18 protein-coding genes are annotated in these 24,339 nt (G+C 59.2%); 8 read left to right on the forward strand and 10 right to left on the reverse strand.

Annotated features, from left to right (window positions below; translation table 11 throughout):
* Positions 1–14: 14 nt before the first annotated feature.
* The 3 genes from Pan189_RS03605 to Pan189_RS03615 all read right to left on the reverse strand — a co-directional run bounded on the left by Pan189_RS03605 (position 15) and on the right by Pan189_RS03615 (position 2,874).
* The gene (locus tag Pan189_RS03605) at positions 15–422 is read right to left on the reverse strand and encodes a Minf_1886 family protein (protein WP_145362599.1); all 408 of its coding nucleotides are present in this window, start codon (positions 420–422) and stop codon (positions 15–17) included.
* A 174-nt stretch (positions 423–596) separates the two neighbouring features.
* Positions 597–1,565 (reverse strand): PSP1 domain-containing protein, encoded by a 969-nt coding sequence (locus tag Pan189_RS03610; protein ID WP_310821038.1) that lies wholly within the window; start codon positions 1,563–1,565, stop codon positions 597–599.
* 247 nt (positions 1,566–1,812) lie between these two features.
* Positions 1,813–2,874, reverse strand: a complete 1,062-nt coding sequence (locus Pan189_RS03615) for a DNA polymerase III subunit (protein WP_310821039.1) — start codon at positions 2,872–2,874, stop codon at positions 1,813–1,815.
* A 248-nt stretch (positions 2,875–3,122) separates the two neighbouring features.
* On the opposite strand from Pan189_RS03615, the gene Pan189_RS03620 reads away from it, so the two are divergent.
* From Pan189_RS03620 to Pan189_RS03630, 3 genes are all read left to right on the forward strand, one after another.
* A complete protein-coding gene (locus Pan189_RS03620; RefSeq protein WP_310821040.1) occupies positions 3,123–3,656 on the forward strand; it encodes a QcrA and Rieske domain-containing protein in 534 nt (177 codons plus the stop codon).
* Positions 3,653–5,620 (forward strand): cytochrome b N-terminal domain-containing protein, encoded by a 1,968-nt coding sequence (locus Pan189_RS03625; protein ID WP_310821041.1) that lies wholly within the window; start codon positions 3,653–3,655, stop codon positions 5,618–5,620. The genes Pan189_RS03620 and Pan189_RS03625 overlap by 4 nt, the downstream gene beginning before the upstream one ends.
* Before the next feature lie 173 nt (positions 5,621–5,793).
* The gene (locus Pan189_RS03630) at positions 5,794–6,027 is read left to right on the forward strand and encodes a BON domain-containing protein (RefSeq protein ID WP_145362604.1); all 234 of its coding nucleotides are present in this window, start codon (positions 5,794–5,796) and stop codon (positions 6,025–6,027) included.
* Between the two features lie 22 nt (positions 6,028–6,049).
* Here Pan189_RS03630 and Pan189_RS03635 read toward each other — a convergent pair whose 3' ends face one another.
* The gene (locus Pan189_RS03635; RefSeq protein ID WP_145362605.1) at positions 6,050–7,081 is read right to left on the reverse strand and encodes a zinc-dependent alcohol dehydrogenase; all 1,032 of its coding nucleotides are present in this window, start codon (positions 7,079–7,081) and stop codon (positions 6,050–6,052) included.
* Between the two features lie 219 nt (positions 7,082–7,300).
* Between Pan189_RS03635 and Pan189_RS03640 the strand changes: the two genes are divergently transcribed.
* Positions 7,301–10,234 (forward strand): PVC-type heme-binding CxxCH protein, encoded by a 2,934-nt coding sequence (locus Pan189_RS03640; RefSeq protein WP_145362606.1) that lies wholly within the window; start codon positions 7,301–7,303, stop codon positions 10,232–10,234.
* Positions 10,235–10,280: 46 nt separating this feature from the next.
* On the opposite strand, the gene ftsY is transcribed toward Pan189_RS03640, so the two are convergent.
* Together ftsY and Pan189_RS03650 are read right to left on the reverse strand one after the other, a co-directional pair.
* On the reverse strand, positions 10,281–11,246 hold the full coding sequence (ftsY, locus tag Pan189_RS03645; RefSeq protein WP_310821042.1) for a signal recognition particle-docking protein FtsY: 966 nt from the start codon (positions 11,244–11,246) through the stop codon (positions 10,281–10,283).
* Positions 11,247–11,302: 56 nt separating this feature from the next.
* Positions 11,303–12,793, reverse strand: coding sequence for a rhamnulokinase (locus tag Pan189_RS03650; RefSeq protein WP_145362608.1), 1,491 nt, complete (start codon positions 12,791–12,793; stop codon positions 11,303–11,305).
* A gap of 317 nt (positions 12,794–13,110) precedes the next feature.
* On the opposite strand from Pan189_RS03650, the gene Pan189_RS03655 reads away from it, so the two are divergent.
* Both Pan189_RS03655 and Pan189_RS03660 read left to right on the forward strand, forming a co-directional pair.
* Entirely contained in the window at positions 13,111–15,453 is a 2,343-nt protein-coding gene (locus Pan189_RS03655) for a DUF1592 domain-containing protein (RefSeq protein ID WP_145362609.1), read from the forward strand.
* Positions 15,450–16,715, forward strand: coding sequence for a DUF1552 domain-containing protein (locus Pan189_RS03660; RefSeq protein ID WP_145362610.1), 1,266 nt, complete (start codon positions 15,450–15,452; stop codon positions 16,713–16,715). The genes Pan189_RS03655 and Pan189_RS03660 overlap by 4 nt, the downstream gene beginning before the upstream one ends.
* 31 nt (positions 16,716–16,746) lie before the next feature.
* Here the strand turns inward: Pan189_RS03660 and Pan189_RS03665 are convergent, their stop codons facing one another.
* The 3 genes from Pan189_RS03665 to Pan189_RS03675 form a co-directional block, all read right to left on the reverse strand.
* Entirely contained in the window at positions 16,747–20,007 is a 3,261-nt protein-coding gene (locus Pan189_RS03665; RefSeq protein WP_145362611.1) for an error-prone DNA polymerase, read from the reverse strand.
* A 312-nt stretch (positions 20,008–20,319) separates the two neighbouring features.
* On the reverse strand, positions 20,320–21,903 hold the full coding sequence (locus Pan189_RS03670; protein ID WP_145362612.1) for a Y-family DNA polymerase: 1,584 nt from the start codon (positions 21,901–21,903) through the stop codon (positions 20,320–20,322).
* Positions 21,806–22,540: a hypothetical protein gene (locus tag Pan189_RS03675; protein ID WP_145362613.1), complete on the reverse strand. Its 735-nt coding sequence runs from the start codon at positions 22,538–22,540 to the stop codon at positions 21,806–21,808. Before Pan189_RS03675 ends, Pan189_RS03670 begins: the two co-directional genes overlap by 98 nt.
* 524 nt (positions 22,541–23,064) lie before the next feature.
* Between Pan189_RS03675 and Pan189_RS03680 the strand changes: the two genes are divergently transcribed.
* Entirely contained in the window at positions 23,065–23,418 is a 354-nt protein-coding gene (locus tag Pan189_RS03680; protein WP_145362614.1) for a hypothetical protein, read from the forward strand.
* 24 nt (positions 23,419–23,442) lie between these two features.
* The gene (locus tag Pan189_RS03685) at positions 23,443–23,898 is read left to right on the forward strand and encodes a ribosome biogenesis domain-containing protein (protein ID WP_145362615.1); all 456 of its coding nucleotides are present in this window, start codon (positions 23,443–23,445) and stop codon (positions 23,896–23,898) included.
* Here Pan189_RS03685 and Pan189_RS03690 read toward each other — a convergent pair.
* The gene (locus Pan189_RS03690) at positions 23,895–24,311 is read right to left on the reverse strand and encodes a hypothetical protein (RefSeq protein ID WP_145362616.1); all 417 of its coding nucleotides are present in this window, start codon (positions 24,309–24,311) and stop codon (positions 23,895–23,897) included. The genes Pan189_RS03685 and Pan189_RS03690 overlap by 4 nt on opposite strands.
* Positions 24,312–24,339 lie beyond the last annotated feature (28 nt).

Below are 24,339 nucleotides of genomic sequence, written 5' to 3' on the forward strand. Positions count from 1 at the left end.
GACAGTCTACGAAATCAGGCTGAACCGCGGAAGGCGTGCGAGGTGTCGATCCGGTAATCATCAACGAGGGCGTGCTCGAAATCGAATACGTCCGCGAAATCGCTGAGCCGATCGCGATCCGTTTTCCGCATCTCTCCGCGCTCGATCAATTCAAAGACGATGCGACCCACATCGTCGGTGGACCGAATTCCCCATTGCTCAAGCACCGTCTTAGCGAGCAGTCCAAACTTGTCGTGCGACAGTTCCCGAAGCCCCAGACATAATTCGGGCCCGGAGATATGGGCTTCCTCTTCCTCGACGACGTGAGCTGCCGTGCGCTGCAATTTCTCTTGAGCGTGCTGCAGGGCCGTGAACACGAAGTGATACGCGTTCCGATGATAGCGGGGCTTGGTGCGGGTGGGTCGCTCGGTCAGACTGGCCATAAGATATACCCGCAAAACCGAGCCAAATCGCTCGGAGGAATACCGTCTTTTGTTGTACGGAGATCGGCGAAATCGAAACTGCGTTGAGATCGACCGAACCGTTGCTCCGTCAAGCACTATGACTCAAATATACCGAAGTCACGGGGCGGAAAACACCCCCTGCCGTCGGCCCGACTACTGTTCGGAATCCTTTTGCGAATCGGCTCCCGCAGCCGGATTGTCCGTCGGCTTTTGCTGGGAGGACTTCTTCGCATCGCGATTGCCACCTTTGATGACCGTCAAGATTTCCGCTTCGTCAGTCAGAACCCGCCGGCCTCCTTCATATTGGACGATCACTTTTCGCGCCAGCAGTTCCTGTGCGATGACTTTGCCCTCGCCGATTTTCGTGACCGCCGTCGCCCCGACCTTCGGCAATTCCTTCCGATGGGCTTCGTAGGTGTCGTATTCGTACCGGAGGCAGCATTTCAGACGTCCGCATCGGCCGGAAATCTTGTTCGGGTCGAGCGTCGCCTTCTGCAATTTGGCCATCTTCATCGAAACCGGGGGCATCTCGGTCAGATGCGTATTGCAACAAACCGGCTTACCGCAGTCGCCGTAATCGGCGAGCAATTTCGCTTCGTCCCGGACGCCGATTTGCCGCAGTTCGATGCGGCACTTGAACCGCTTCGCCATCGCCTTGACCAATTCCCGAAAGTCGACCCGCTGCTCGGCGACGTAATAGAACAGGAGGCGTTCCCCGCCGAGTATCCGCTCGCATTCGACGAGCTTCATCTGCATCTTCCATTCGCGGATCATCTCATCCGCTTCACGAAAGAACTGGGTTTCGATCGGTGCAGCTTCATCTCGCGATTGCCGGTCCTGAACCGAGACTTCTCTCAGGATTTTCCCACTGCCGGAGTCGCCCCCGAGAAACTTGCGGGTGCGTTTTCCCGCCGGGCAGAGAACCTCACCCCATTCGACGCCGCGGTTGGTTCGAACGACGACCTCGTCGCCGCGACGATAGCGATCGGCTCCGCGGACGGAGAATTCCCCAAGGTGCCGCATGATCCCGTAGCGAACGACGTAGGCGGTGGGGGCCCGCTCCGGGGTCGCGGTCGCAACGTCGGCATCCATCGCGGTTGTAGTTGTGTCCGGTTTCGACATCCCGCTGGGCAATTTCTGGAAAGGGTTCAGCCACTCAATCGGGCGGAGGAAAAAATCAATTTGGCAACCCGACCGCATTTGGGGCCGAGCGAGATACCCGTTCGTTGCGATAATTACGTTACACGACGGAGCCTCACTCAGGGAAACGAGCGGCGTGCGAGTTTGTGCGAACTTCGATTGAAGTGACGATCGAAAAGCGAGCGGCGTCTCGCCGACATCAAACGTGATTCTGCGAATGTCGTCCGCGTTACGCGATCCGCCGCATGGCGCGCGCGAGATCGGCAAACAAGGTCTCGACGCACAGGGGCAGCGACACATTCCGCGAAATCGAAAGGTCGGCTTCCGCCAATCGTTCAATGCAATCACCGATGAAATCGGCCGATTCAACCGAATTGTTCCGAAGTTGAGTGCTCAGTCGTGAAGAATCAACGGCCCCGTCCGTCGGCGAACCGGACGCAGCGCGGAGAACGCGACGGTAGTGGTCGACGGCAAAGCGAATCACCCAGGACATCGCCGCCCGCTGGGCGGGCGTATCGCCGACGGCGTCGAGCTTCTCAGTCACCATTTTTGAAATGCTGGCCGCGTCGATCGGAAATTTATCGAGGGAGCGGTCGAGATCTGATTTGAGTTCTCGTAAGCCGGGGTCGAGCAAGGTTGCGGCCGTGTCGAGACTGCCCTCACAGAGCCGTCCGATCGAGATCGCTTCGTCACGGTTGTCGACCGTCTCGCTTTGAAGCAGTAGTTCCGCGACGATTTCGGCGGTCAGCGGCGGGAAAAGCACCGTTTGGCAGCGCGAAAGGATCGTCGGCAGGATCGCCGAGGTCGATTCGGCGATCAGAAACATCAACGCGTCGGCGGGCGGTTCCTCGAGCGTTTTCAAAAAGGCATTCGCCGCCTCCTCGCCCATACGATCGGCCGCATCGATCACGGCAACTTTGCGTCTGGCTTCCGTCGGAGAGAGGGCGAGTTCGTGGCACAAACCCTGTCGGCCCCGCGATTCCCGATCTCCCACGAACTGTTCGATCAGCAGTTGACGTTTTCCGTCAGGCAACCCGATCTCGACGAGATCGGGATGCGTCCCGGAGGCCATGCGCACGCACGACGGGCAATGGCCGCAGGCCTCCAATTCGTCCGGAGGCGTTTCCGTGCAGAAAAAACACTGCGCGCAAATCCGGGCGAACAACCGCTTACCAATTCCGCCGGGGCCGACCAGCAAATACGCTTGCGCGATCCGACCCCGAGAGGCCGCACGGCGAAACTGTTCGATGCGGTCATTGTGACCGCGGAGTGTTTGCCAGGGAGAGTTCACGAGTCGCAGTCAATCAAAATAGGCCGCATGATCGAATCCGTATCATCGATTTCGCGTGTCGATCTTTCGCTGCTTCCGACCGCCCGGTTGACGATCGACCGCATCGCTTCAAATAATCGATCAGTGATACGACGTGAGTTTACAAACGCCCCGCCGTTTTGTCCCTCCCTCGAATTGAATCGAGAGGTCTTCGACCCCTCGCACCTCCTATGACACGTCGCAACCTTCTCGTCTGGCTGAGCCGCGCGATGGCAGCCGCTTGGGCCGGGATGATCGGCATCCCGCTGTTCCGCTACGTTTCGTCGCCGCTGTTCACACAAAAGCCCGGCGAAACGGCGGAGAATTTTACCCGCGTGATCCCCGTCTCAAAGCTGACACCCGGTCAATTCGAGACGGTCTCCGTGCGAGGGGATCTCACCGACGCCTGGTCGGTCACGCGCGATCGCGCGATCGGACGCGTATTCGTCCGCCTGCGGGAACCGATCCCGAAAGGTGATCCGACCGAAGCAGTGATTGACGTCTTCACCACGATTTGCCCGCACAGCGGATGTGCCGTGCAATCGCGAGATGAGAAACCCACCTTCTATTGCGGGTGCCACGGAGCCTGTTTCGCCAACGACGGTTCGCGGGTCGAAAAGCCCGGCGGCGGTCCGAATCCGAGTCCTCGTGATCTCGATCAACTTCCGTATCGCGTGGAGCGGGACGAAGCGAGCAACACGCTTTGGGTTGCCGTCGATTATCGAGAGTATCTTCCCGGCACACCCCAACAGATACTCGCTTGAAACAGTTTCTCGCCCGATACCGGCGGCATGAATTGGATGACAACGTGAATTTTCTTGCGACCTGGATCGACGACCGCACCGGGTATCAGTCGGCATGGCAGTGGTGGGTCCGGCACTCCACTCCGGTCCGCCCGTCGTGGTGGAACGTCACCGGGCCCCTTCTGATCAGCGTCGCCCTTTTGGTTGCGATCACCGGGATTGGACTGGCCGCCACTTACAGCCCATCGAGTGATCACGCCTGGGCCAGTGTGCAATTTATTGAGTCGATCCCCGGGGGCGGTTTCCTGCGGGGTCTGCACTACTACGGCAGTCATGCACTGGTTGTGCTGTTCGGAGTTCACCTGATTCGATTGATCCTCACCGCGGCGTATCGCTCGCCGCGCGAGATCGGATGGATTGCATTCTTGCTGCTCATTCCGATCGTTGCGACCGCGGCCGTGACCGGAAATCCGCTTTCGGCATCGGGCAAAGCCGTCGCGCAGATCGAGGTCGAAGGCAACATCATCGGCGCCGCCCCCGTCGTCGGTCCGATCCTCCGGACCTTGTTGCACGGCGGCAGTTCGGTCGGACATCTGACGTTCATCCACTTGTATCTGTTGCACGTGCTCCTGCTGCCGCTGATCGGGATCGGGATCGGCAAGCTGCATATTTACCTCTGGCTGAGGAACTCACGGGCGGCTGAGCACCTCCCCGATGAAGAGCGGTCCGAAATCCGCGCGACGCAACGGTTCATGACCGCAATCGCTATTACCATCATGTTCGCCGCACTCGGCCATCTGGCGTACCACTATGGAGCACCGCTCGATGCCCCGGCTGATCCTGATCTCGCTCAGGAACCGCGCCCTGAGTGGTACTTCTTCGCGTTGTTTGAGTTGCGAAGCTACTTCACGGGCACCACGGAGTTCCTCGCCACTCAAGTGCTGCCGGGCGTGATTCTCGGGTTCCTGATCGTCCTTCCATGGATTGATCGGATCCTCGCGCGACCGGTGGCCAAGGGAATGCGAATGCTGTTAGTGATCATCGGGCTGGGCGGATTCGCCTACTTCACTTATTTGCCGATCTCTCGGGATCACGCCGACGAACACTACCAGGAGTTTCTGGTGGAATCGGCTGAACTCGGCAAGCGGGCCGACTTTCTTGCCAAGGCAGAGGGCATTCCTCCCGGCGGACCGGTCGAACTGTTGCGGAATGATCCTAAAACGCGAGGCCCCGCTCTATTCGTAACGCACTGCGCGAGCTGCCATTCGCACATCGGCAAAGACGCCCTCGATATCGTGGCGAAAAAGCCATCCGCCCCCAATCTGGGCTTCGTCGCCTCGCGAGAGTGGATCGCGGGTCTGCTCGATCCAGATCGTATTGCCGGACCGGAGTACTTCGGCAACACGGCGTTCGGCAAGGCTTATCGCGACGACGGCTACGACGAGATGATCAGCTACGTGAAGGAAGATTTGTACGGAGATCTCGAGGGGGACGAGTTAGCGGCTCGCAAGGAAGAGGTTCGCAAAATCGTACTGGCGCTCTCAGCCGAAGCCGAACTCCCTTACCAAGCGGGTGCAGATGCCGACGACATCGATGCGATCGGCGACGGACGCTTGCTGCTTTCCGGGGAAAAAGGCGAGGTCGGCTGTGCCGACTGCCATCCGTATCGCGGGGCGGGCTACGAAGGATATCCCGACCTCAACGGGTACGGCTCACAAAATTGGCTGGCTGAGTTCATCGCTAATCCGTCGCACGAGCGGTTCTATGGCGACCGCAACGACCGGATGCCCGCCTTCAAGCCGGAGCAGGGAGACTCGCCGCAGAACGTGCTGTCCGAACAGGAACTACTGCTGATCGTCGACTGGTTGCGACGCGACTGGCTCATGGAGCAACCGGACACGTCGGAATCCCCTTCGACGGACAAGAGCGAACCCTCCGGTTCGCCGCCGCCCGACGAAGCCGGGTCATCGACCGAAGCGGCATAATCGGCCGAGTCGCCTGCGATCGGCAAAGTCTTCGCCGTCTTCCCCGTGTTCGGCTCCTGTTGCTCCGCGCGCGAACCGATATCGAACTGTGCAGGGATGCGCGAGTCTCCCCCGGCCCGCGAAATATTCGGCGAACGTTTGCTCGTCTCGCCCCGATTGCGAAAGCGTTACCTATGCCCCCACAGTACGAAACCCATCAGCGACACACCCTCCGCGATCTCGTCCAGTCGACGTTGGAGCGCAACCCGCACTTGGCTCGACGCCGACTCCGCGTCGACCAGACCGACGACCGACTCGTCCTTAGCGGCAATGTCGATTCGTTTTACCACAAACAAGTGGCCCAAGAGTCGATCCGCGCGGCCTCCGGCGGACTCAGGATTGTCAACGATCTGACAGTCGCGGATTAGAGCGTTACGCCCTCATCCGACTTCAACCCGGCTCGACAATCACTTTCATCGCGCCCTTTTCGCCGGCGTAGAGACGCTCGAACCACTCGGGTGCTTCTTCGAGCGATGATTTCGCGGTGATCAGCGGCTCGACGCGGATCGCGCCTCGGCTCATTAGGTCGAGGCACTCCGGGTATTCGCCGGCCGAGGCGCAGCTCCCCAGCAGGTTAAGTTCCCGCGAGACGACGGCTTGCAATGGAATCTCGACGTGTGGGCTGACGTTGCCCACGAGCGTGACGGTGCCCCCTTTGCGAACGCAGTCGATCGCGGTCTGAATCGTACCGGTCGCTCCGACAACTTCGAGCACGACATCGGCTCCGCGACCGTTGGTGAGTTGCCGGACTTCCGCAGCGACGTCGACGTCGTCCGCTTTCAGTACGACCTCGGCTCCGAGTTCCTTCGCCAGCGAGAGTCGATCAGCATTCAGATCGACCGCGAAAACCGTCGCCCCCGCATGCTTCGCCGCTTGAATAGTGAGCAAACCGATCATCCCACTGCCGACGACCACGACGGTGTCTCCCTCCCTGATCGACGATCGCTTCACCGCGTGAACGGCAACCGAGACGGCCTCGACCATCGCGGCGTGATGAAAGGGAAGATCGTCGGGGAGCCGGTAGCAAATGTGTTGCGGGATGCTGACGTACTCGGCGAACGCTCCGTGCCGTCGGTATTCACCGCACGAGACACCGAGCACCATGCGGTGATCGCAGAGGTTGATTCGGCCGTCCCGACAAAATTCGCACTTCCCGCACGAGACCGTCGAGTCGAACGTCACTCGATCGCCCGGCTCGAAGTCGCTCACGTTGCCACCAACTTTCGACACAACGCCGGAGGCTTCGTGCCCCATCACGAGCGGCGGCACACGTCTTCCGGTGCTGCCGTCGTAACCGTGGATGTCGCTGCCGCAAATGCCGCAGGCTTTGACCTGCACAAGCACGTCATCGGGACCGCAGTCCGGCTCGTCAAAATCGGTGACGTCGAGCTTGCGGTACTTGGAAAGAAGCAGGGCTTTCATCGGATTCTCTGACGGAAAGACTCAACAGGCGGCTTGGAAAAGACGAGGACCGGTCCCTCCGATTCGAGGCGGCGAACAGTGCCGATTCGGTCGAGCAAAATAACGTGCGTCATTCGACCGATTGCACAGACACGTCCATCCGCCTTAAATAGAATGTCGCCGATATGATCGGACTTCTCAAACCACTCTTGGTTCACACGGTCTCACCCGCGCTCGCCGATGAAGACATTGCTTCGATTCTCCCCGCTGCTCCTGCTCTCGCCGGTGCTCGCGCTGCCGCTCTTGTTCGCTGCTGAAGAGCCGCAAAAACTTCCGAACACGGAAACCGATCTCTCCGCTCCACTGATGTCGGCTCAGGACGCCGCGTCAGGGATGAAGGTGCCCCCCGGCTTCGACGTCACGGTCTTCGCGTCAGAGCCGGACGTGCAGAATCCGATCGCGACGGCGTTTGACGACCGCGGCCGCTTGTGGGTTGCCGAGAACTACACGTATGCCGAGAAATCGCAGCGGTTTGACCTCTCGCTCAATGACCGCGTGCTGATCTTCGAGGACACCGATGGCGACGGCCGGGCCGATGAGCGAACAGTCTTCACCGATCAGGTGCAGATGCTCACGAGCGTCGAAATCGGCAAAGGGGGCGTGTGGCTGATGTGCCCGCCGCAGGTGCTCTTCATTCCCGATGCCGATGGCGATGGCGTGCCCGACGGGCCGCCCCAGGTCGTGCTGGACGGCTTTACGGTCTCAGATTCCAACTATCACAACTTCGCCAACGGCCTCCGCTGGGGCCCGGACGGATGGCTCTACGGACGCTGCGGGCATTCCTGTCCCGGCAATCTCGGCGTGCCGGGGACACCGGACGAGGATCGGATTCCGATGGATGGCGGCATGTGGCGCTTTCATCCCGAGAAAAAGATCGTCGAAGTCCTCTGCCACGGCACCACGAATCCGTGGGGGCACGACTGGGATGAAAACGGCGAACTGTTCTACATCAACACCGTTAACGGCCACCTGTGGCACGTGATGCCCGGGGCGCACTTCAAGGAGCACTTCGGCCAAAGCCGCAACCCCGGCGTCTACGAGCGAATGGACATGATCGCTGATCATTACCACTTCGACACGTCAGGCAGTTGGATGGATAGCCGGGACGGCGCCGCCAACAGCTACGGTGGCGGGCACGCCCACAGCGGAATGATGATCTATCAGGGAGGCCGTTGGCCCGAGCGATTTCACGGCAAACTGTTCACAATCAATTTCCACGGACGCCGGGCAAACGTCGAACGATTGGAGCGACAGGGCGCAGGATATGTCGGCAAGCATGAACCTGACACGTTCATCATGTCCGACCCGTGGTTCCGCGGCTTGGAGATTCGCGTCGGCCCCGACGGCAACGCCTATATTGCCGACTGGAGCGACACCGGCGAATGCCATGAGCACACCGGCGTGCATCGCGAGAGCGGCCGCATCTATAAGGTCTCTTACGGAAAGGCCGAAGACGCCGCGCCCTTTGCGAAACCCTTCTGCCTCGCCAACGACAATGCGCTGGCCGCCCTGTGGCGCGAGTATCAAGCCGGCGAGACGACACCCGAAATGCTTCGCGCGTTGCTCGACGATCCCGATGAACACGTCCGCGTGTGGGCGATTCGCCTGCTCACCGACTTTTGGCCGCTCGATACCGTAATCGGTCCGCGGGCAAACGCGATTTATCCGCAGGATGAGAAGTCGATCGCAAAGTTTATTGAAATGGCCCGCGACGATGAATCCAGCTTAGTGCATCTCGTCCTCGCATCGACGTTGCAGCGGTTGCCGATTGATCGCCGTGCGGAACTGGCAACCGAACTCGTTAAACACGAGCGTTACGCCTCCGACCGCGATCTGCCGATGCTCGTGTGGTACGGGTTGATTCCCGTCGGCGATCAGTCTCCGGAAACTCTGGCCGGAGTCGGTCTGCATTGCACGTGGCCTACGTCGCTGAGATATGTGGCCCGTCATCTGGCGGTTCAATCGGAGAGAGAATCGGGCCCTCTCAATTCATTAATCGCCGGCTCGAAAGACCGCTCATCCGAATTGCAGGTGAGCATCTTGAAAGGGATGAGCGAAGCCTATAGCGGTTGGCGCAAAGCGCCTGAGCCGGCGGCATGGGATGCCTTCGTGAAAGCCGGGCCGAAAGAGCACAGCCCGCAACTGGTTCGCGAATTAAACATCCTGTTCGGCGACGGGCGGGCGTTGGACGAGGTCAAGCAAATTGCTTTGAGTAAAAAAGCGGATTTCAAGTCCCGCAAAGCCGCACTGCAAACGCTGATCGAAGCCCGTCCGACCGATCTGCGCGAGATCTGCGAATCGCTGCTCGATACAAAAAGTCTTAATGCAGTCGCGGTCCGCGGATTGGCTCTCTATTCCGACCCGGACATCGGAAAGAAACTTGCGACGCGGTATCGTCGTTTCCACCCGGAAGAACGACCGGCGGTCATCGATACGCTCGTCTCCCGGCCTACATTTGCGAAGTCACTGTTGGAAAACGTCGGCACCGGCAAATCGCAGGTTAATCGGGCGGATATCACCGCCTCGCACGCCCGGCAGATTTTAAGCTTCAAGAATGACGAGTTGTCGGACCTGCTGGCCGAAGTCTGGGGTGAAATTCGCGACACTCCGGCTGACAGAAAAGCCGTCATGGATAAGCTTCGCGGCAACTTCACGCCGGAAGTCGTCGCGGGGGCCGACCTTGCCGCCGGCCGGCTGCTCTATCGCAAGTCGTGCGCGAACTGCCATGAACTTTACAACGAAGGCAAGAAGGTTGGGCCGAACCTGACCGGATCGCAGCGTTCGAATCTCGATTACCTGTTGCAGAATATCGTCGACCCCAGTGCTGTCGTCTCCGCCGATTACAAGGTGACGAGCCTCGTGCTTTTCGACGGACGGGTCTTGAACGGGATCGTGACCTCACGCAACGACCGCACCCTGACCATCCGCACGGCTACCGAGTTAAAGACACTTCCGATTGACGAGATCGACGAAGAATACCCCTCGGCCCTTTCGCTGATGCCGGATAATATTCTGCAAACGCTTTCGGAAGAACAAATCCGCGACCTGTTCGCCTACCTCATGCACCCGGTGCAGGTACAACTAGACGAAGAGGACTCGAGCGAAACGGATTAAGTATTTAGTGACGAGGCCCCATGCCTCGTTACTCACCTCTCACCTTTTACAGCCCCAACGCCGTCACAAAGTCGCGTGGGTTGAACATCGACAGGTCGTCGACGCCTTCCCCCGTGCCGATATATTTGACCGGGATGCTCATTTCCTTGGTAACAGGAATGACGACGCCGCCTTTCGCGGAGCCGTCGAGCTTGGATAGCACGATTCCGGTGCAGCCGGCTGCTTCGGAGAAATTCTTCGCCTGACTGATGCCGTTCTGCCCCGTCGTGGCGTCGATGACCAATAGCGATTCGTGTGGACCATCGGGGATTTGTTTGCTGATGACCCGGCGGATTTTACCGAGTTCGTCCATTAAGTTTTTCTGCGTCTGAAGTCGGCCCGCGGTGTCGATAATTAAGACGTCGACATTCTTTGCCAAAGCCGCCTCGCAGCCGCGGTGGGCAACGCTTGCCGGATCGACGTTCGCATCGCCGGTGATGATTTCGCAGCCGAGCCGCCCCGCCCACATCGTCAATTGTTCGACGGCGGCGGCGCGGAACGTGTCCCCCGCGGCGAGCAATACCGACTTATCATTATCCCGCAACAGCCGCGCAAGTTTGGCGATCGATGTCGTCTTGCCGACGCCGTTGACACCGGAGACGAGAATCACCGTCGGCCCAGTCTCCGTAAGATTCAGCGGCGAGAGGGGCCGCTCCATGTCGTAGGTAACGTCGGTGCCGGCGACGAGAATTGACAAAATCTTTTCGCGAATCGTTTCGGAGATCGCGTCCGGATCGACGGTGCGTCCCTTATGGTTGTCGCGGACCTCTTCGACGATTTCATCAGCCGCGATGACGCCCATGTCGGTGCGAATTAATCGAGACTCGAATTCCTCCAGCAACTCTTCATCAACGATTCGCCCCGACTTAAAAATGTCCCGCACATCTGTATTTAGGACGTCACGCGTCTTTTTCAGACCGCCCTGGAGCTTCTCCAACCAACCCATCGATCCATCCTGTGATTTTAAAGTCATAGGGCGGGCTGTCCCCGCCTCAGTTATTTGTTAAGCGATATAAAGGCCGACGATCTTTAAGAAGTCTTCTTGCAAAGCTCGTCAAATCGTCCGTAGGCGTCGTCCCATTTTTCCGGCTCAGACGGCTCGAATGTCCGCACATCGGCCGAATTGGCAACGATCTGTCGCAAGTCGGTCAGCCCGGCGATTTCCCCCCGCGACCGAGCCTGCATCAACACATTCCCGAGAACCGTTGCCTCGTCCGGCCCGGCAATGACCGGGCGCCGGCACGCCGAAGCCGTCATTCGATTTAGCAATGCGTTCTTCCCCCCGCCACCGACCACATGGATGACTTCCGTCGCGACCCCGGTCAGTTCTTCAAGTCCGGCCAGTACCGAGCGATATTTGAGTGCGAGACTTTCCAACGCGCAGCGAACCAAGGCCCCTTCGCTCTCCGGAACCGGTTGATTTGTTTCTCGACAGAACTCCTGAATCTCCGTGGGCATATCTTTCGGGGCGAGAAAGCGATTCGCGTTCGGATTGATCAATGAGCGGAACGGATCTGCGTCTTGGGCGACGTGGACGAGATGCTCATACGAGATCGGTCCGCCCCGTTTTTCAAATGACCGCCGGAGTTCCTGCACTAGCCACAGTCCCATCACGTTCTTTAAAAGGCGATAGGTGTCGTCGACTCCGCCCTCATTGGTCATGTTGAGCGCGAGTGCCTGCGGCGAGACGATCGCATGGTCGACTTCGACACCGAACAGCGACCATGTACCACTACTGATGTAGGCGAACTTTGGTCGGTCGACGGTCGTCGGGACCGCCGCCACGGCTGAGCCGGTGTCGTGCGTTGCCGGGGCGATCACGTCGATCCGCCCCAGCCCCGCCGCTTCGGCGACTTCCGTCCGTAGCTGGCCGAGAGAAGTTCCCGGCGCGACGATCTGCGGGAAAATTTCGACCGGCAGATCGAGGTCACGCAGCAGGTCGGCCGACCAGTCCCGCGTCTTCGGATTGACGAACTGAGTCGTCGTTGCGTTGGTGAACTCGGCCACCTTACTGCCGCACAGGCACCAATTGAAGAAGTCCGGCATCATCAGGAAGCGGTCCGCAGCATCGAGCATGTCGGGTGTCTTCTGCCGCGCCGCCATGAGTTGGTAGAGCGTGTTGATCTCCATGAACTGCGTGCCGGTTTCGGCGAAGATGCGGTCCTTGCCGACCCGGCTGACGGCCTGCGCCTGCATGCCGCGAGTCCGCTCGTCGCGGTGGTTGAACGGCATGCCGAGAATTTCATCCGACTTTGACAACAGCACATAGTCGACGCCCCACGTGTCGACGCCGCAGGAGACGATCTTCGAGCCGTACTTCTCGGCGGCCTGTCCGAGCCCTTCCCGAATGCCCTGCCACAGGCCGATCACATCCCAGCGGAGCGAATTGTTCAGATCGATCGGCCCGTTGCGGAAGCGATGCAATTCATCGAGCCGAACCTTTTGGCCGTCGAATGCCGCAGCAATGACCCGTCCGCTCTCGGCCCCGAGATCGATCCCCAAATAGACCTGTTCGCCCATGATGCTTCCCTATTCCGACCGCGTGCTTTCGTCGTGAACACGCCGATCGTAACGGACGCCGCCAGCTTGCACGAACGAACGACCGTCCGGATCGCTTTCGCCTCGCCGAACTCTCGGAATCCGTGCCGAAGAAATCGGCGTTGCCAATACAGAACAAGTCGGCGTCAACACAGAACAAGTCGCCCGGTTTGTTCGACAAACGGCCCATCGCTTTCCGGGAAAGTTCTACTATTGCCGATCGCGACGGAGTAAAATTTGATTGCGGTTACCCACCCATCGCGGTCCCACCTTCTCCTCAGATTCTATCTGACGATCCCATGAGAACGAGACTCCTGCTCACGTCGCTGTTTGCAGCCTTTGCATTCTCACCCCTTTGCTACGGTGGCGAGATTCCGGCGACGGCCCGCACGTTTCTGTCTGGTCACTGCATCGATTGCCACGGCTCCGTCGAGCCCGAAGCCGGTCTGAACTTAACGGCCATTGATGCGAACCTGGCCGATGAAAAGACCTTGGCTAAGTGGATCGCGATTCACGATCGTGTGCAGGCGGGTGAAATGCCGCCGGAAGAATCGACGCAGCCGGTGGAGTCGGAGCGACGGCAATTTCTAAATTCGCTGAAGCAACCTCTCGCGACCGCCGACGAAAAGTCGTCCGAGGTGATGTTGCGACGGCTGAATCGACGGGAGTACGAGTACACCGTCTGCGATCTGTTCTCGATCGACGTCGACGTCAAAGACATGCTGCCGGAAGACGGTAGTTCGCACGGTTTCACCACGGTCGGAGAATCGCTGTCGATTTCAACCGAGCAGATGGAGGCCTACCTGGCTGCGGCAGACGTGATCTTTGATGCGACGATTGGGCCGCCCAAGCCTCCCACCTCTCAATTGCGGACGGATCTCTTGACGGACAACGTGCCCAGTTATCTCAAGGACAAAAAAATCCGCATCATGGATGACGGCATTGTGATGTTTAATCGCAACCAAGCGGCCGGAAAGTTCAGCGACCTCAGCACGAAACAGCCCGGCCTTTATCGCGTTAAGATTCGGGCCAAAGCGTTTCAATCCGACCGCCCGCTGTCCGTCAGCGTGCATGTCGGCGACGTCATTACCAACCGACGCGGAAAACACCTCGTCGGCTATTTTGACGTCCACCCGGGCGACGACTGGACCATCATCGAGTTCACTGATCGATTTGATCGATATGACGCGTTCGAAGTGAAGCCGTACGGAACAAGCCTTGGCTATAAGAGTGATGCGAATACGACCACGATCCCCGGGGTCAAGGTCGGCGAGACTGAAATAGAGGGGCCGCTTAATCCGGTCTGGCCGCCTGAAAGTCGGGCGAAACTACTTGACGGCATCGATCCGACAAAAGCGACCGTGTCCGATATCGAGCGGATTCTCACCCGGGTGTTGCCGCAATTGTTCCGTCGCGACGCGACACAAAGTGAAATTGCCGCGTATGTCGGACTCGCGAACGAGGTCCTCGCGAAGAAGCGGCCATGGATCGATGGTTTAAAAGTCAGCTTGAAAGCAGCGTTGTGCTCTCCGGAATTTCTGTTTCTGGAAGAGCCATCCGAAGGTGAACTCAGCGACGTCGCCTTGGCGTCTCGACTATCCTACATGCTGTGGCGATCGCTGCCGGACGAAGAACTTCTCGCATTAGCTGAGCAAAATCGGCTGGGCGAACCGCAGGTGTTGCGCGATCAGGTCGAGCGGATGCTCGCCGACAAGAAGGCCGAGCGATTCGTCACTGATTTTACAGGGCAATGGCTCGAACTCTACGAGATCGATTTCACCGAACCCGACGGTTCGCTTTATCCCGAGTACGACGAATTGCTCCGGATGTCGATGCTCGAAGAGACTCACCGATTCTTTGAAAAGATACTGACGGAGAACCTTTCGGTTAGTAATTTCATCGATTCTGATTGGCTTATTATTAATGAGCGACTCGCGACCCTCTACGACATCGACGGTGTCGAGAGCGTGGAACTTCGCGAAGTGAAATTGCCGTCCGACAGTCTCAGAGGCGGGCTCCTGACGCAGGCTTCGATTTTGAAAGTGACGGCGAACGGAACCAATACCTCGCCGGTTTTGCGTGGGACCTGGGTCCTCGAACGGATCGTTGGTAAACCAGCACCTCCTCCGCCCTCGAACGTCGCGGCGGTTGAACCTGATACCCGAGGCGCGAAAACGCTGCGGGAATTGCTCGCGAAGCATCGGGACGATCCGTCTTGCGCCCGTTGCCATGATGCGATCGACCCACCCGGTTTCGCATTGGAGAGTTTCGACGTCATCGGCGGCTATCGAGACTGGTATCGCTCTTTAACCAGCGGTGATCGCGTCAAAGCCACCTACGGGCCTGCGGGCGTGAAGCGCGTTGCCTACCGAAAAGGACTTGATGTCGATCCGACCGGCGAACTGAAAGGGCGTGGCCGATTTTCTGACATCCGGCAGTTTAAAGAACTTCTAATGCAAGACCCCGATCAAATCACGCACTGCCTGATCGAGAAGTTGCTCGTCTTCGGGACGGGGCGGGAACTCAGCTTCTCCGACCGCGACGAAGTGGACCGCTTGGTCGCGGCGGTTCGTGCTGACGGAAACGGTCTTCGAACGCTCCTCCATCACGTTACTCAAAGCGAAGTTTTCCAATCGCCATGAAACGCACACATCGCCGCCAATTCTTAAAAGCCGCCGGCGTTTGCATGGCGCTGCCCACATTAGAGTCGATGAGCCTCGGAGCGGGCACGAGTTCTCAGCCGAAGCGCCGCATGGTGGCGATCAACTTCGGCCTCGGCCTGCACGGCCCGCATTTGTTTCCGCAAGCCGCCGGTCGCTCTTTTGAAGAGACGCCTTACCTGAAGGTCCTCAGCGAGTTTCGGGATCAATACACGATCTTCTCCGGGACATCGCACCCACAGACGGGGGGTGGACACCTCTCCGACAAAGCTTTTCTGACCGCGGCGCCTAACCCGGGAAGTGCTTCTTTTAAGAATAGTATTTCGATCGACCAATTGGCGGCGGAATCGATCGGGGATCAAACCCGCTTCGGTTCGCTGGTGCTCGGCATGAGCGGTAATCGTGGGCTCTCCTCGTCACGAAACGGCGTCGCCATCCCGGCGATGACGCGGGCATCTTCCGTCTTCGACAAAATGTTTATTGAGAGTAAGCCGAGTCAAAAGGCGCAGGTGCTGCAACAAATTCAGGACGGCCAGAGCATCATGGACTTCGTTCTGGGTCAGGCGTCTTCCATGCAGCGACGTGTCAGCAGGCTCGACCGGCAGAAACTGGATGAGTATTTCACGGCCGTCCGCGCTGCCGAGCAGCGTCTGCAAAAGGCCGAGGCGTGGGAGCAACGCCCCAAGCCTGATGTCGACGTCAAGCCGCCGCGCGATGTGGCCGACCGTAGAGACATCGTGGCCCGGGCCTCGCTCATGTACGACATGATGCATTTGGCTCTGCAGACCGACTCGACCCGGCTGATCACCTTCTTTGAGGAGGGCATGAATGCGGTGCCGGTCATCGACGGCGTGGTCCACGATTACCACAACCTTTCCCACCATGCGAAAGATGCCGCGAAGATCGCGGAATTGAAGGTGATCGAAGAAACGCAGCTTACAATGGTCGCGGAGTTTCTTAAGAAGCTGAAAGACACGACGGAAGACGGGCATTCGCTTCTCGATGTCACTCAGGTGCTGATCGGCTCGAACCTGGGCAACGCGAGCAGCCATGACTCGAAGAACCTGCCGATCATTTTGGCGGGCGGGTCGTATCGGCACGGTCAGCATTTAGCATTTGACCGATCTGACAATTACCCGCTGCCGAATCTTTATGTCACCATGCTGCAGCAACTCGGCTTGGAACTCGACACCTTTGCATCGAGCACCGGCACGATGAGCGGGCTCGAAACGCGGAATCTGTAAGTCGTTCGCCAGCCGGTTAAACGACGGCAGGTCAATGAAAGTCACGCGACCGCACCGCAGCGGCGACCGTTTCGGAAAGGTCTTCGAGCCGGTCCACGACAACGTGAATGACGTAACCAGTTTTATCTCGCTGTAACTTACCGTGCGCGATCACCGCGGTCGCCGTGCGGGCGATGCGGTGAAATTTCTCCCACACATCGGGCCAGACGATCAGATTCGCATGGCCGGTTTCATCTTCAATGGTCATAAAGGTCACCCCCTTCGCGGTTCCCGGTCGCTGCCTGAGCAAGATTAAACCGGCGACCTTTATCGACTGCCCGTCGTGACGTTCTTGAAGCAGCTCTGCGGTCGTCACTTGCAGGTGATCCATTTCATTTCTTAAAAACTGCAGCGGATGCCCTTCGAGTGACAACCCCGTCGCCCGGTAGTCGGCGGCAACCCCTGCTTCTTTCGATTCGAAGGGCAATGTCGGCGTCTCCTCCGATTGATCGACGCGATCGGTCAGCGGGGCGGCCCGGCGCGACGGCATTGCCTGCCAACGCGCTTCTCTTCGTTTTAACTTTAGTTCTCGAAACGCATCGGCTGCGGCCAACCGGTCCAAGGCCGACGACGCGAGCCCGGTCCGCCGCGCGAGTTCGTCGAACGATGCGAAATTACTTGCTGTCCGGGCCGCGAGAAGCCGCTCGGCATCGGCTTGCCTCAAACCGCGGACCATCCGCAGCCCGAGCCTGATTGTCGAGGAGCCCCCTTGTGTTTGAACGCCGTGCCGCGGCGGTTCGAGATTATCGGCCAGCTCAAGCGTGCAGTCCCACTGTGAGCGATTCACGCAAACGGGTCGGACTTCCACATCGTGCTGCCGCGCATCGCGAATTAATTGGGATGGCGAATAAAACCCCATCGGCTGGCTGTTGACCAAAGCGGCGCAAAATGCCGCCGGATAGTAACATTTCAGCCAGCACGAATAATAAACCAGAATCGCAAAACTCGCCGCGTGCGATTCGGGGAAGCCGTATTCACCGAACCCGCGAATTTGTTTAAACAGCCGCTCCGCGAATTCGCCGGTGTAACCGTTACGACTCATGCCCTCTTTAAGACGGTGTTCGAACTCATCAATCTTTCCGGTGCTGCGCCACGCCCCGATCGCGCGGCGGAATTCGTCGGCCTCACCCGGTGAAAATCCCGCCGCCACCTGCGCGAGCTTCATCGCCTGTTCCTGAAAAATCGGCACACCGAGCGTCCGCTGCAAGACGCCGCGAACTTCATCGCTCGGATAGGTTTCTTCTTCCAAACCATCACGCCGCCTTAGATAGGGATGTACCATGTCTCCTTGAATCGGCCCCGGTCGCACGATCGCGACTTCAATCACAAGATCATAAAACGTGCGAGGCTTCAGGCGCGGCAGCATCGCCATTTGCGCCCGACTTTCGATTTGAAAGACTCCCATCGTATCTGCCCGCTGAATCATCTCATAGACGGTGGGGTCCTCCTTAGGAATCTCACAAAGGGATTGAGGGCTCATCAAGCCCACGGGCACCGCCCCGTGGGTCCGCGCCGACTTCAATAACTCAAAACACCGCTTCAAAGCCGTCAGCATCCCCAAGGCAAGGCAATCGACTTTAAGGATTCCTAATGCCTCAAGATCATCTTTCTCCCACTGCACGACGGTGCGATCCTTCATGGAAGCATTCTCGATGACACACAACTCGTCGAGACGCCCGCGGGTCATGACCATCCCGCCGACATGCTGTGACAGGTGTCGCGGGAATCCGAGAATTTGATCCATAAAATAGACAAGCTGCTTCGCCGTCCGGCTCCCCGGCTGTAAACCCGCTTCAAGAAAGCGGTCATTAATATCGCCCTCCACGCCGTACCGTCCGATATGTCGGGCAAGTGTGTCGACCCGGTCGAGGGACAGACCGAGCGCCTTGCCGATGTCGCGAATGGCCGAGCGGGCGCGATAAGTCACTACCGTCGCCGCCAGCCCTGCCCGCTCCCTTCCGTATTTCTCATAAAGATATTGCAGTACCTCCTCGCGGCGTTCGTGTTCGAAATCAATGTCGATATCGGGAGCCTCATCGCGTTCTTTGCTGATGAATCGCTCGAACAACAAGTCGTGCTGGTCGGGATCGACCTCCGTCACGCCGAGGCAATAGCAGACTGCCGAGTTAGCTGCCGACCCGCGCCCCTGGCAAAGAATCTCTTTACTCCGCGCGAACCGTACGATGTCTTGCACGGTTAAAAAATACGCCTCGTATCGGAGCTCACGAATTAGCTTTAATTCGTGATCGAGCAGCCTGCGCACGCTGCCTGGAATGCCGTGCGGATACCGCCGAGAGGCCCCGACTTCTGTCAGTTCTTTTAAGTAGGAATAAGGCGTGTGCCCCGCGGGGGTTAGTTCTTCTGGGTATTCATAGCGAAGTTCGTCGAGATTGAAATGACAGCGGTCGGCGATCTCGACGGCTCGCCGTAGCGCATCGGGACGATCTTGATACAGGCGGTCTAGTTCGTCTCGTGATCGTATATGATGATACCCATTGGGGGGGAGATGCGACGCCAGTTCGGCAACGGGCTTGCCCAGGCGGATCGCCGTTAAGACGCCGTGCAGATGGCGCCTCTGCTGCTCGTGATAGCGAACATCGTCGCCGGCCGCCAGCGGAAGGCCGGCCTGCTTGGCGAGCGAACTCATCCGCGTCAGGGTCAATCGGTCTTCCGGTCCGCGGCTCAGTTCGGCGAGCGTATAAAGTCGACTGGAGAAAATGTCTCGATAGGCGGACAGAGATCTTAATGCGTGGTCCGGATCGCCGATTAAGGCTGCAAGTGGCACTCCGGCAATCAATCCGGCGGAATATCGCGAGACGTTTTCCAAGGTGAGTCGACATTCCCCTTTCTTCGCCGCCCTTCGCCCGGTGGTCAGCAATCGACACAGTTGCCCGTACGATTTGCGGTCAGTCGCCCAGACAATCAATGGCGGGGTATCAACCAGATGCAATTCGGTGCCGATGATCAGTTTCAGCCCGACCTGCTTTGCCGCGACATGAGCGCGGACGACACCGGCGAGACTATTGCGATCTGTGACCGCCAACGCCTCATATCCTAGTGCGGCTGCCTGTCCGATTAATTCGTCGGGATGAGATGCGCCCTCCAGGAAGGTAAAATTCGTCAGGCACCGCAGCCCGGTGATGCGAGTGTTTTTTACGGCGCGGGCTTTTCGCTTCGGTTGCGGCGCAGCATCGATCCGCCCGGCTATTGCGGGGTGAGACTCACGGGCTTTGGGCGGCGGTTCGTCAGGCATTGATTCTTAAAGAGTTATCGTGCTTTTAATGTATTAGAGCCGGTGTCAATAAGCACTGCGTCCTGAGACGCGGTGGTCGAGCGCGCGATGATGTGATAGAGAGGGACGAGGTTCCTCCCCGCGCTCGGTCCGCGGTTCTTTCGAACGCGCGGTTTGTAAATCGAGTACTTTCTGCGATTTTCACTGGGGGTGTTTCCAAGTCGTGTGAAATATAAGCCCGAGGCGCCAGCCGTCGGGCAATCGCTAGTTGATCGACCATCGACTTGCGGCTCTGGCCGGTATTAATATGCTTCAAGCATGAGCAAGTTTGCGCTATTCGAAGAGGCCGTGCAGGAACCATTCGCTGCGGGCGTGCTTTAAGTCTTGAAATAGCCAGTACCGCTCTCCCTGAACGGTTTCGACGCGCCAGTAGTCCCGCCGAATTTCATGACCGGTCCACCAAGCCGACTCAATTCGTTCCGGCCCCCAGCGACGTCGGATGTCGAACGTGCGTCCCCGCCGGATAAAGCGATAGGGCGGCCCGTCCGGGACAATCGACCACACGCGAATCGCTTCAGGTTCTTTCAGCAGACAGGTCGGTCGCGCGGTAGGGCTAAGGTACTTCGTTGTGGGCAAAAATGGCCTTAAACGAGGTGATTTCACCGCTGGTTCTTCCTGAAAAGCGCGTTCCGGAATCGGGTGGCCGGTCGAAACCGTGCGAGAGACACACAGGTCTCCGAGCCGTCCGCTCAGGCATTCGATGAGGTCGGCGAATTCTCTGTCGCGATCTTGCTCGCCATCGCCGAATAGATCGCTTTGTTTCCGCTTGAGCGGTTCCCGGACGGTGACTTCGCCTGCAATGCGTTCAATTTCTTCCGGCAGCCGCATCCGTTCGAGTTTCAGCCGCACGAGATTCATGAATCGGTCGGGATCGACCGTCGGGCGGGCGGTGCCGACGTTAAAAGAGAGTGGTGTTCCCTCCGGCGGAAGGACTTCCCAGCGTACTTCGCGCATGCCGATTCCCGGTCGCAGGCGTTTCAACAGGCGCTCGGTCAGCTTCTTTAAAATTTGTTCGACGATATGACCGCCTTCAATTGGCACGTCAAATTCCCAGTTCGCTCGTACCGGTTCGGGGGGTGGCGTGGGATGAACTTGCTCGGCGATGTCGCCCGTTGCCTGATCCAGCCGTTTTAATAACTCGGGACCGAACCGTGACGGCAAAGTCTCCCGCGGCAGCGTGCGCAGGTCGCGAACGGTCCGGATATCAAATTCTTTTAATTTGTCGACGGAGGTGCTGCGAACTCTTAATGCGGCCAGTGGCAGCGGATCGAGATGCCGCAGGGTGTCGGCAGCGGAGACCGCGATCACGTGGCCCGAGGATCGCGTGAACCTCGCTGCGGCCCATGCGACGCCGACCGTTGCCGCGATCGCAACGCGGGCCTGGTAGTCGTACTCGGCGAAGAACTGAATGACCGCCTGCCCTAGCGGCCGCTCTCCGCCGAACAAATGAGTGCAGCCGGTGATGTCTATTAAAAGACTGTCCGGCTCTGCGACATTTTCTTCGACAGGAGGAACTCCCGTCACGGGACTGAACCGCCGACAGGCGAGCGCGAACTGCTCAAGCACTTCTCGATCTGCCGTCGGATCCGCCGCGGTGAAAATCGCGGCGGGTTGGACACCGGTTAACAGGGCCTGCGCCTCGGCGAGTGGCAACCCGGGTCGCACCCCATAGCGCCCCGCCGATTGCGAGCAGGCCGTGACCTTCAGCGCGCCACCCCCGGCCGGGGCATGCAGCACGATTGGCGGGTCAGGGCGGCTCTCAGGCCCGTCGTTCGTTCGCGGCAGTTCGGAACGCTCGCATTGGCGAAATCGCTGGACGGGCCAGTTGGGCAGCCACACGGACAAGATGCGTTTCATCGTTCAACATCACTTCGATCCCCTGTTCCCCCTCCCTGCCCGCGGCCGTATCTCGCAAGGGATACAGCGACCGCACCCGCCAGTGCGGGCGTAGCGTCTCCTCATTAATGTTTTGCCCGGCCATCGTGCGGACTTCCAGCCGCATGTCAGACCAGCAGACATCGCGTCGCGTCGAATCGGGCCGCAGAAAGAATCCGCAACCTCCCCCGACCTGAGCCGCCCGTTTAAGCCGCTGCATCGCGGTGTCGGATGTCCGCCCCAGTCGGGCGAGCACCGTTCCCACCGCCCGACAGCGCAGCGCCTGTTCCAGCGACCACAGTAAATCTTTCTGCGAAGACGGTCGGACGATCAGCAGTCGCGTCGGCTCGATCCCGTAGCCGCATAGTCCCGCCGGAAAGAACCGCTCCTGGTCCTGTTTCGGTTCGACGAGTACCACTTGAGAAGTCGCTCGCGCTTCGGCCAGCACCGACGACGCACACACCAACGCCAGCCCCGTGGCGGGTCCGACCAGTTCGACCGTGCCCCCCGGCTGCAATCCACCACCAAGCAGTGTTGCCAGCGGCGCCAGTTGCGGTCCGACCGCCACCGGCTCCTCAGTCCGCTCGCTCACGCCCCGTGTTTTGGTGAGTTGTCGCATCTGCTGCCGCAGTGCGCGCACCGTGTCTTCTCGTCTGCACCCCTCCATTTCCCCCGCTCCGCTTCGGATTGGGACCTCAAACACCCGGGCGACTGTAGCAGTGTGAACGCATGTTTCAATAGGCGTTTGGCAAAGTGGCGAAGATGTTTGAAAATGTCCGGGCGCCGCAGGTCTGATTTGAACGTCATGCCGAACCCGCATTGACCGCGAAAGGCGACATTTCGGATGCTTCGCCGACTCACACACATTTCGAGGGGCAATCCGGTGCAACCGAACGAACTGCCTGACCGACCACGCCTTGTCGCCGGAACGATCACCGCTTCGCTCAAACCCTCCGACAGTGGTTTCGACGGCCGACGTGGGCGATCTGGATCGCCCTGTCCCTGCTGACGAGCGGGATTCCCGCCACCCTCGAAGGCGGCATTCGCAAACTCGGCGGCACCTTCGCGCTGGGCGATTTCTGGAGCCTTCTGCAAACGACGGCTCCACTGACGCTCTCGCTCGCCCTCCTGACGCTGGGTTGGATGCGAAACTGGTGGCAGGACCGCACCGGCCCGCTGCCGCCGCTGATGCTGTTCGCCGGCATCGGGCTGGCCGGTTCCCTGTGCGACATCCCCGGCTTTCCGCCCCCCGCGAATATCTTCCCGACCGAGACGGGCGGCATTGTCGCCGTCACGCTTGCCGCGTGCGTTAACGTCGCCGTCGGCTACTTCCTCGCGTACGGCTGGGCAGGCTTCAGCGCCTCAATCGTCCTCGGCATTTGGCTGGGCACCCGCTGGCAACGCTTCGCCAACCGAGTTGATCAAGCGGCCGCGGAGCGGGATGATACTCACCGCTTTGATGATTCGACGGGGCAACCCCAAAAGCTTGCCGCGTAATTCATAATTAACTGAGTCACAGATTTGACCCCCCCCACGATTATCGTTGTCCACCCGAAAGAGCGTCGTAGTAAGTGCAGTGTGGAGCCGCTGCGGGGGCGGGAGGGGTTTGTATTCTGGAAATACCCCGGTCGCGGCGTCGAATCGTTGGACCGGTACGTGCGTTTGGGATTCGGGGGGCCGGAGATTGGGCCTGCCGACGCGGAAGCCGGGCTGCTCTTAATTGACGGCAGTTGGCGTCACGCCGAGGCGATGGAGCAAGATTACGGCGACGTACCGGTGCGGAGCCTGCCCCGCTGGGAGACCGCCTATCCGCGGGTCTCGAAGATGAACAGCGATCCGATGGGCGGGCTCGCGACGATCGAGGCCCTCTATGCAGCGCATTATCACATGGGACGCGACACGCAGGGATTGCTCGACGAGTATTATTGGCGCGACGAATTTTTAAATCTCAATCGCGAGCGGCTCGCCAGCAATTAATGCTTTTCAGTTTCGCCGCCGTGAAGTTCGGGGAAGGCGCGGACCTTGTGGTCGGCTTCGTATACTCCGTAGCCGTTCTGCAGTCTGCGGCCGTGCAGCCAACCGAGCGACACGCGTGAGTACCATGGGTCGTAGTCGACGCCGAAGGTGCCTTCATTGCGGTACCGGCAGCCGTTGCCTTTAGAATCACCGCCGCCGACATAGTAGCCGCTGTATTTCTCGTCGTAGGTGCAGTCGGCCCACGGGAAGAGCCGGTTGGGATAGCCGGTATTGCGGAGGCGACAAAGTGGGCCGGTCGAGTGATGCACGATCGGCAGGCTGAGTGCGAATCGTTCAAACTTCCCGGCGTCGGCCGAACCGGAGAATAACCCGCAGATCGCGAGAGACAACACGGCGAATCGCGTCTTAATCATGGTCTCATCCGTGGCACACGGGTTCCGG

The sequence above is a fragment of the Stratiformator vulcanicus genome (assembly GCF_007744515.1).
Taxonomy (GTDB): Bacteria; Planctomycetota; Planctomycetia; order Planctomycetales; family Planctomycetaceae; genus Stratiformator; species Stratiformator vulcanicus.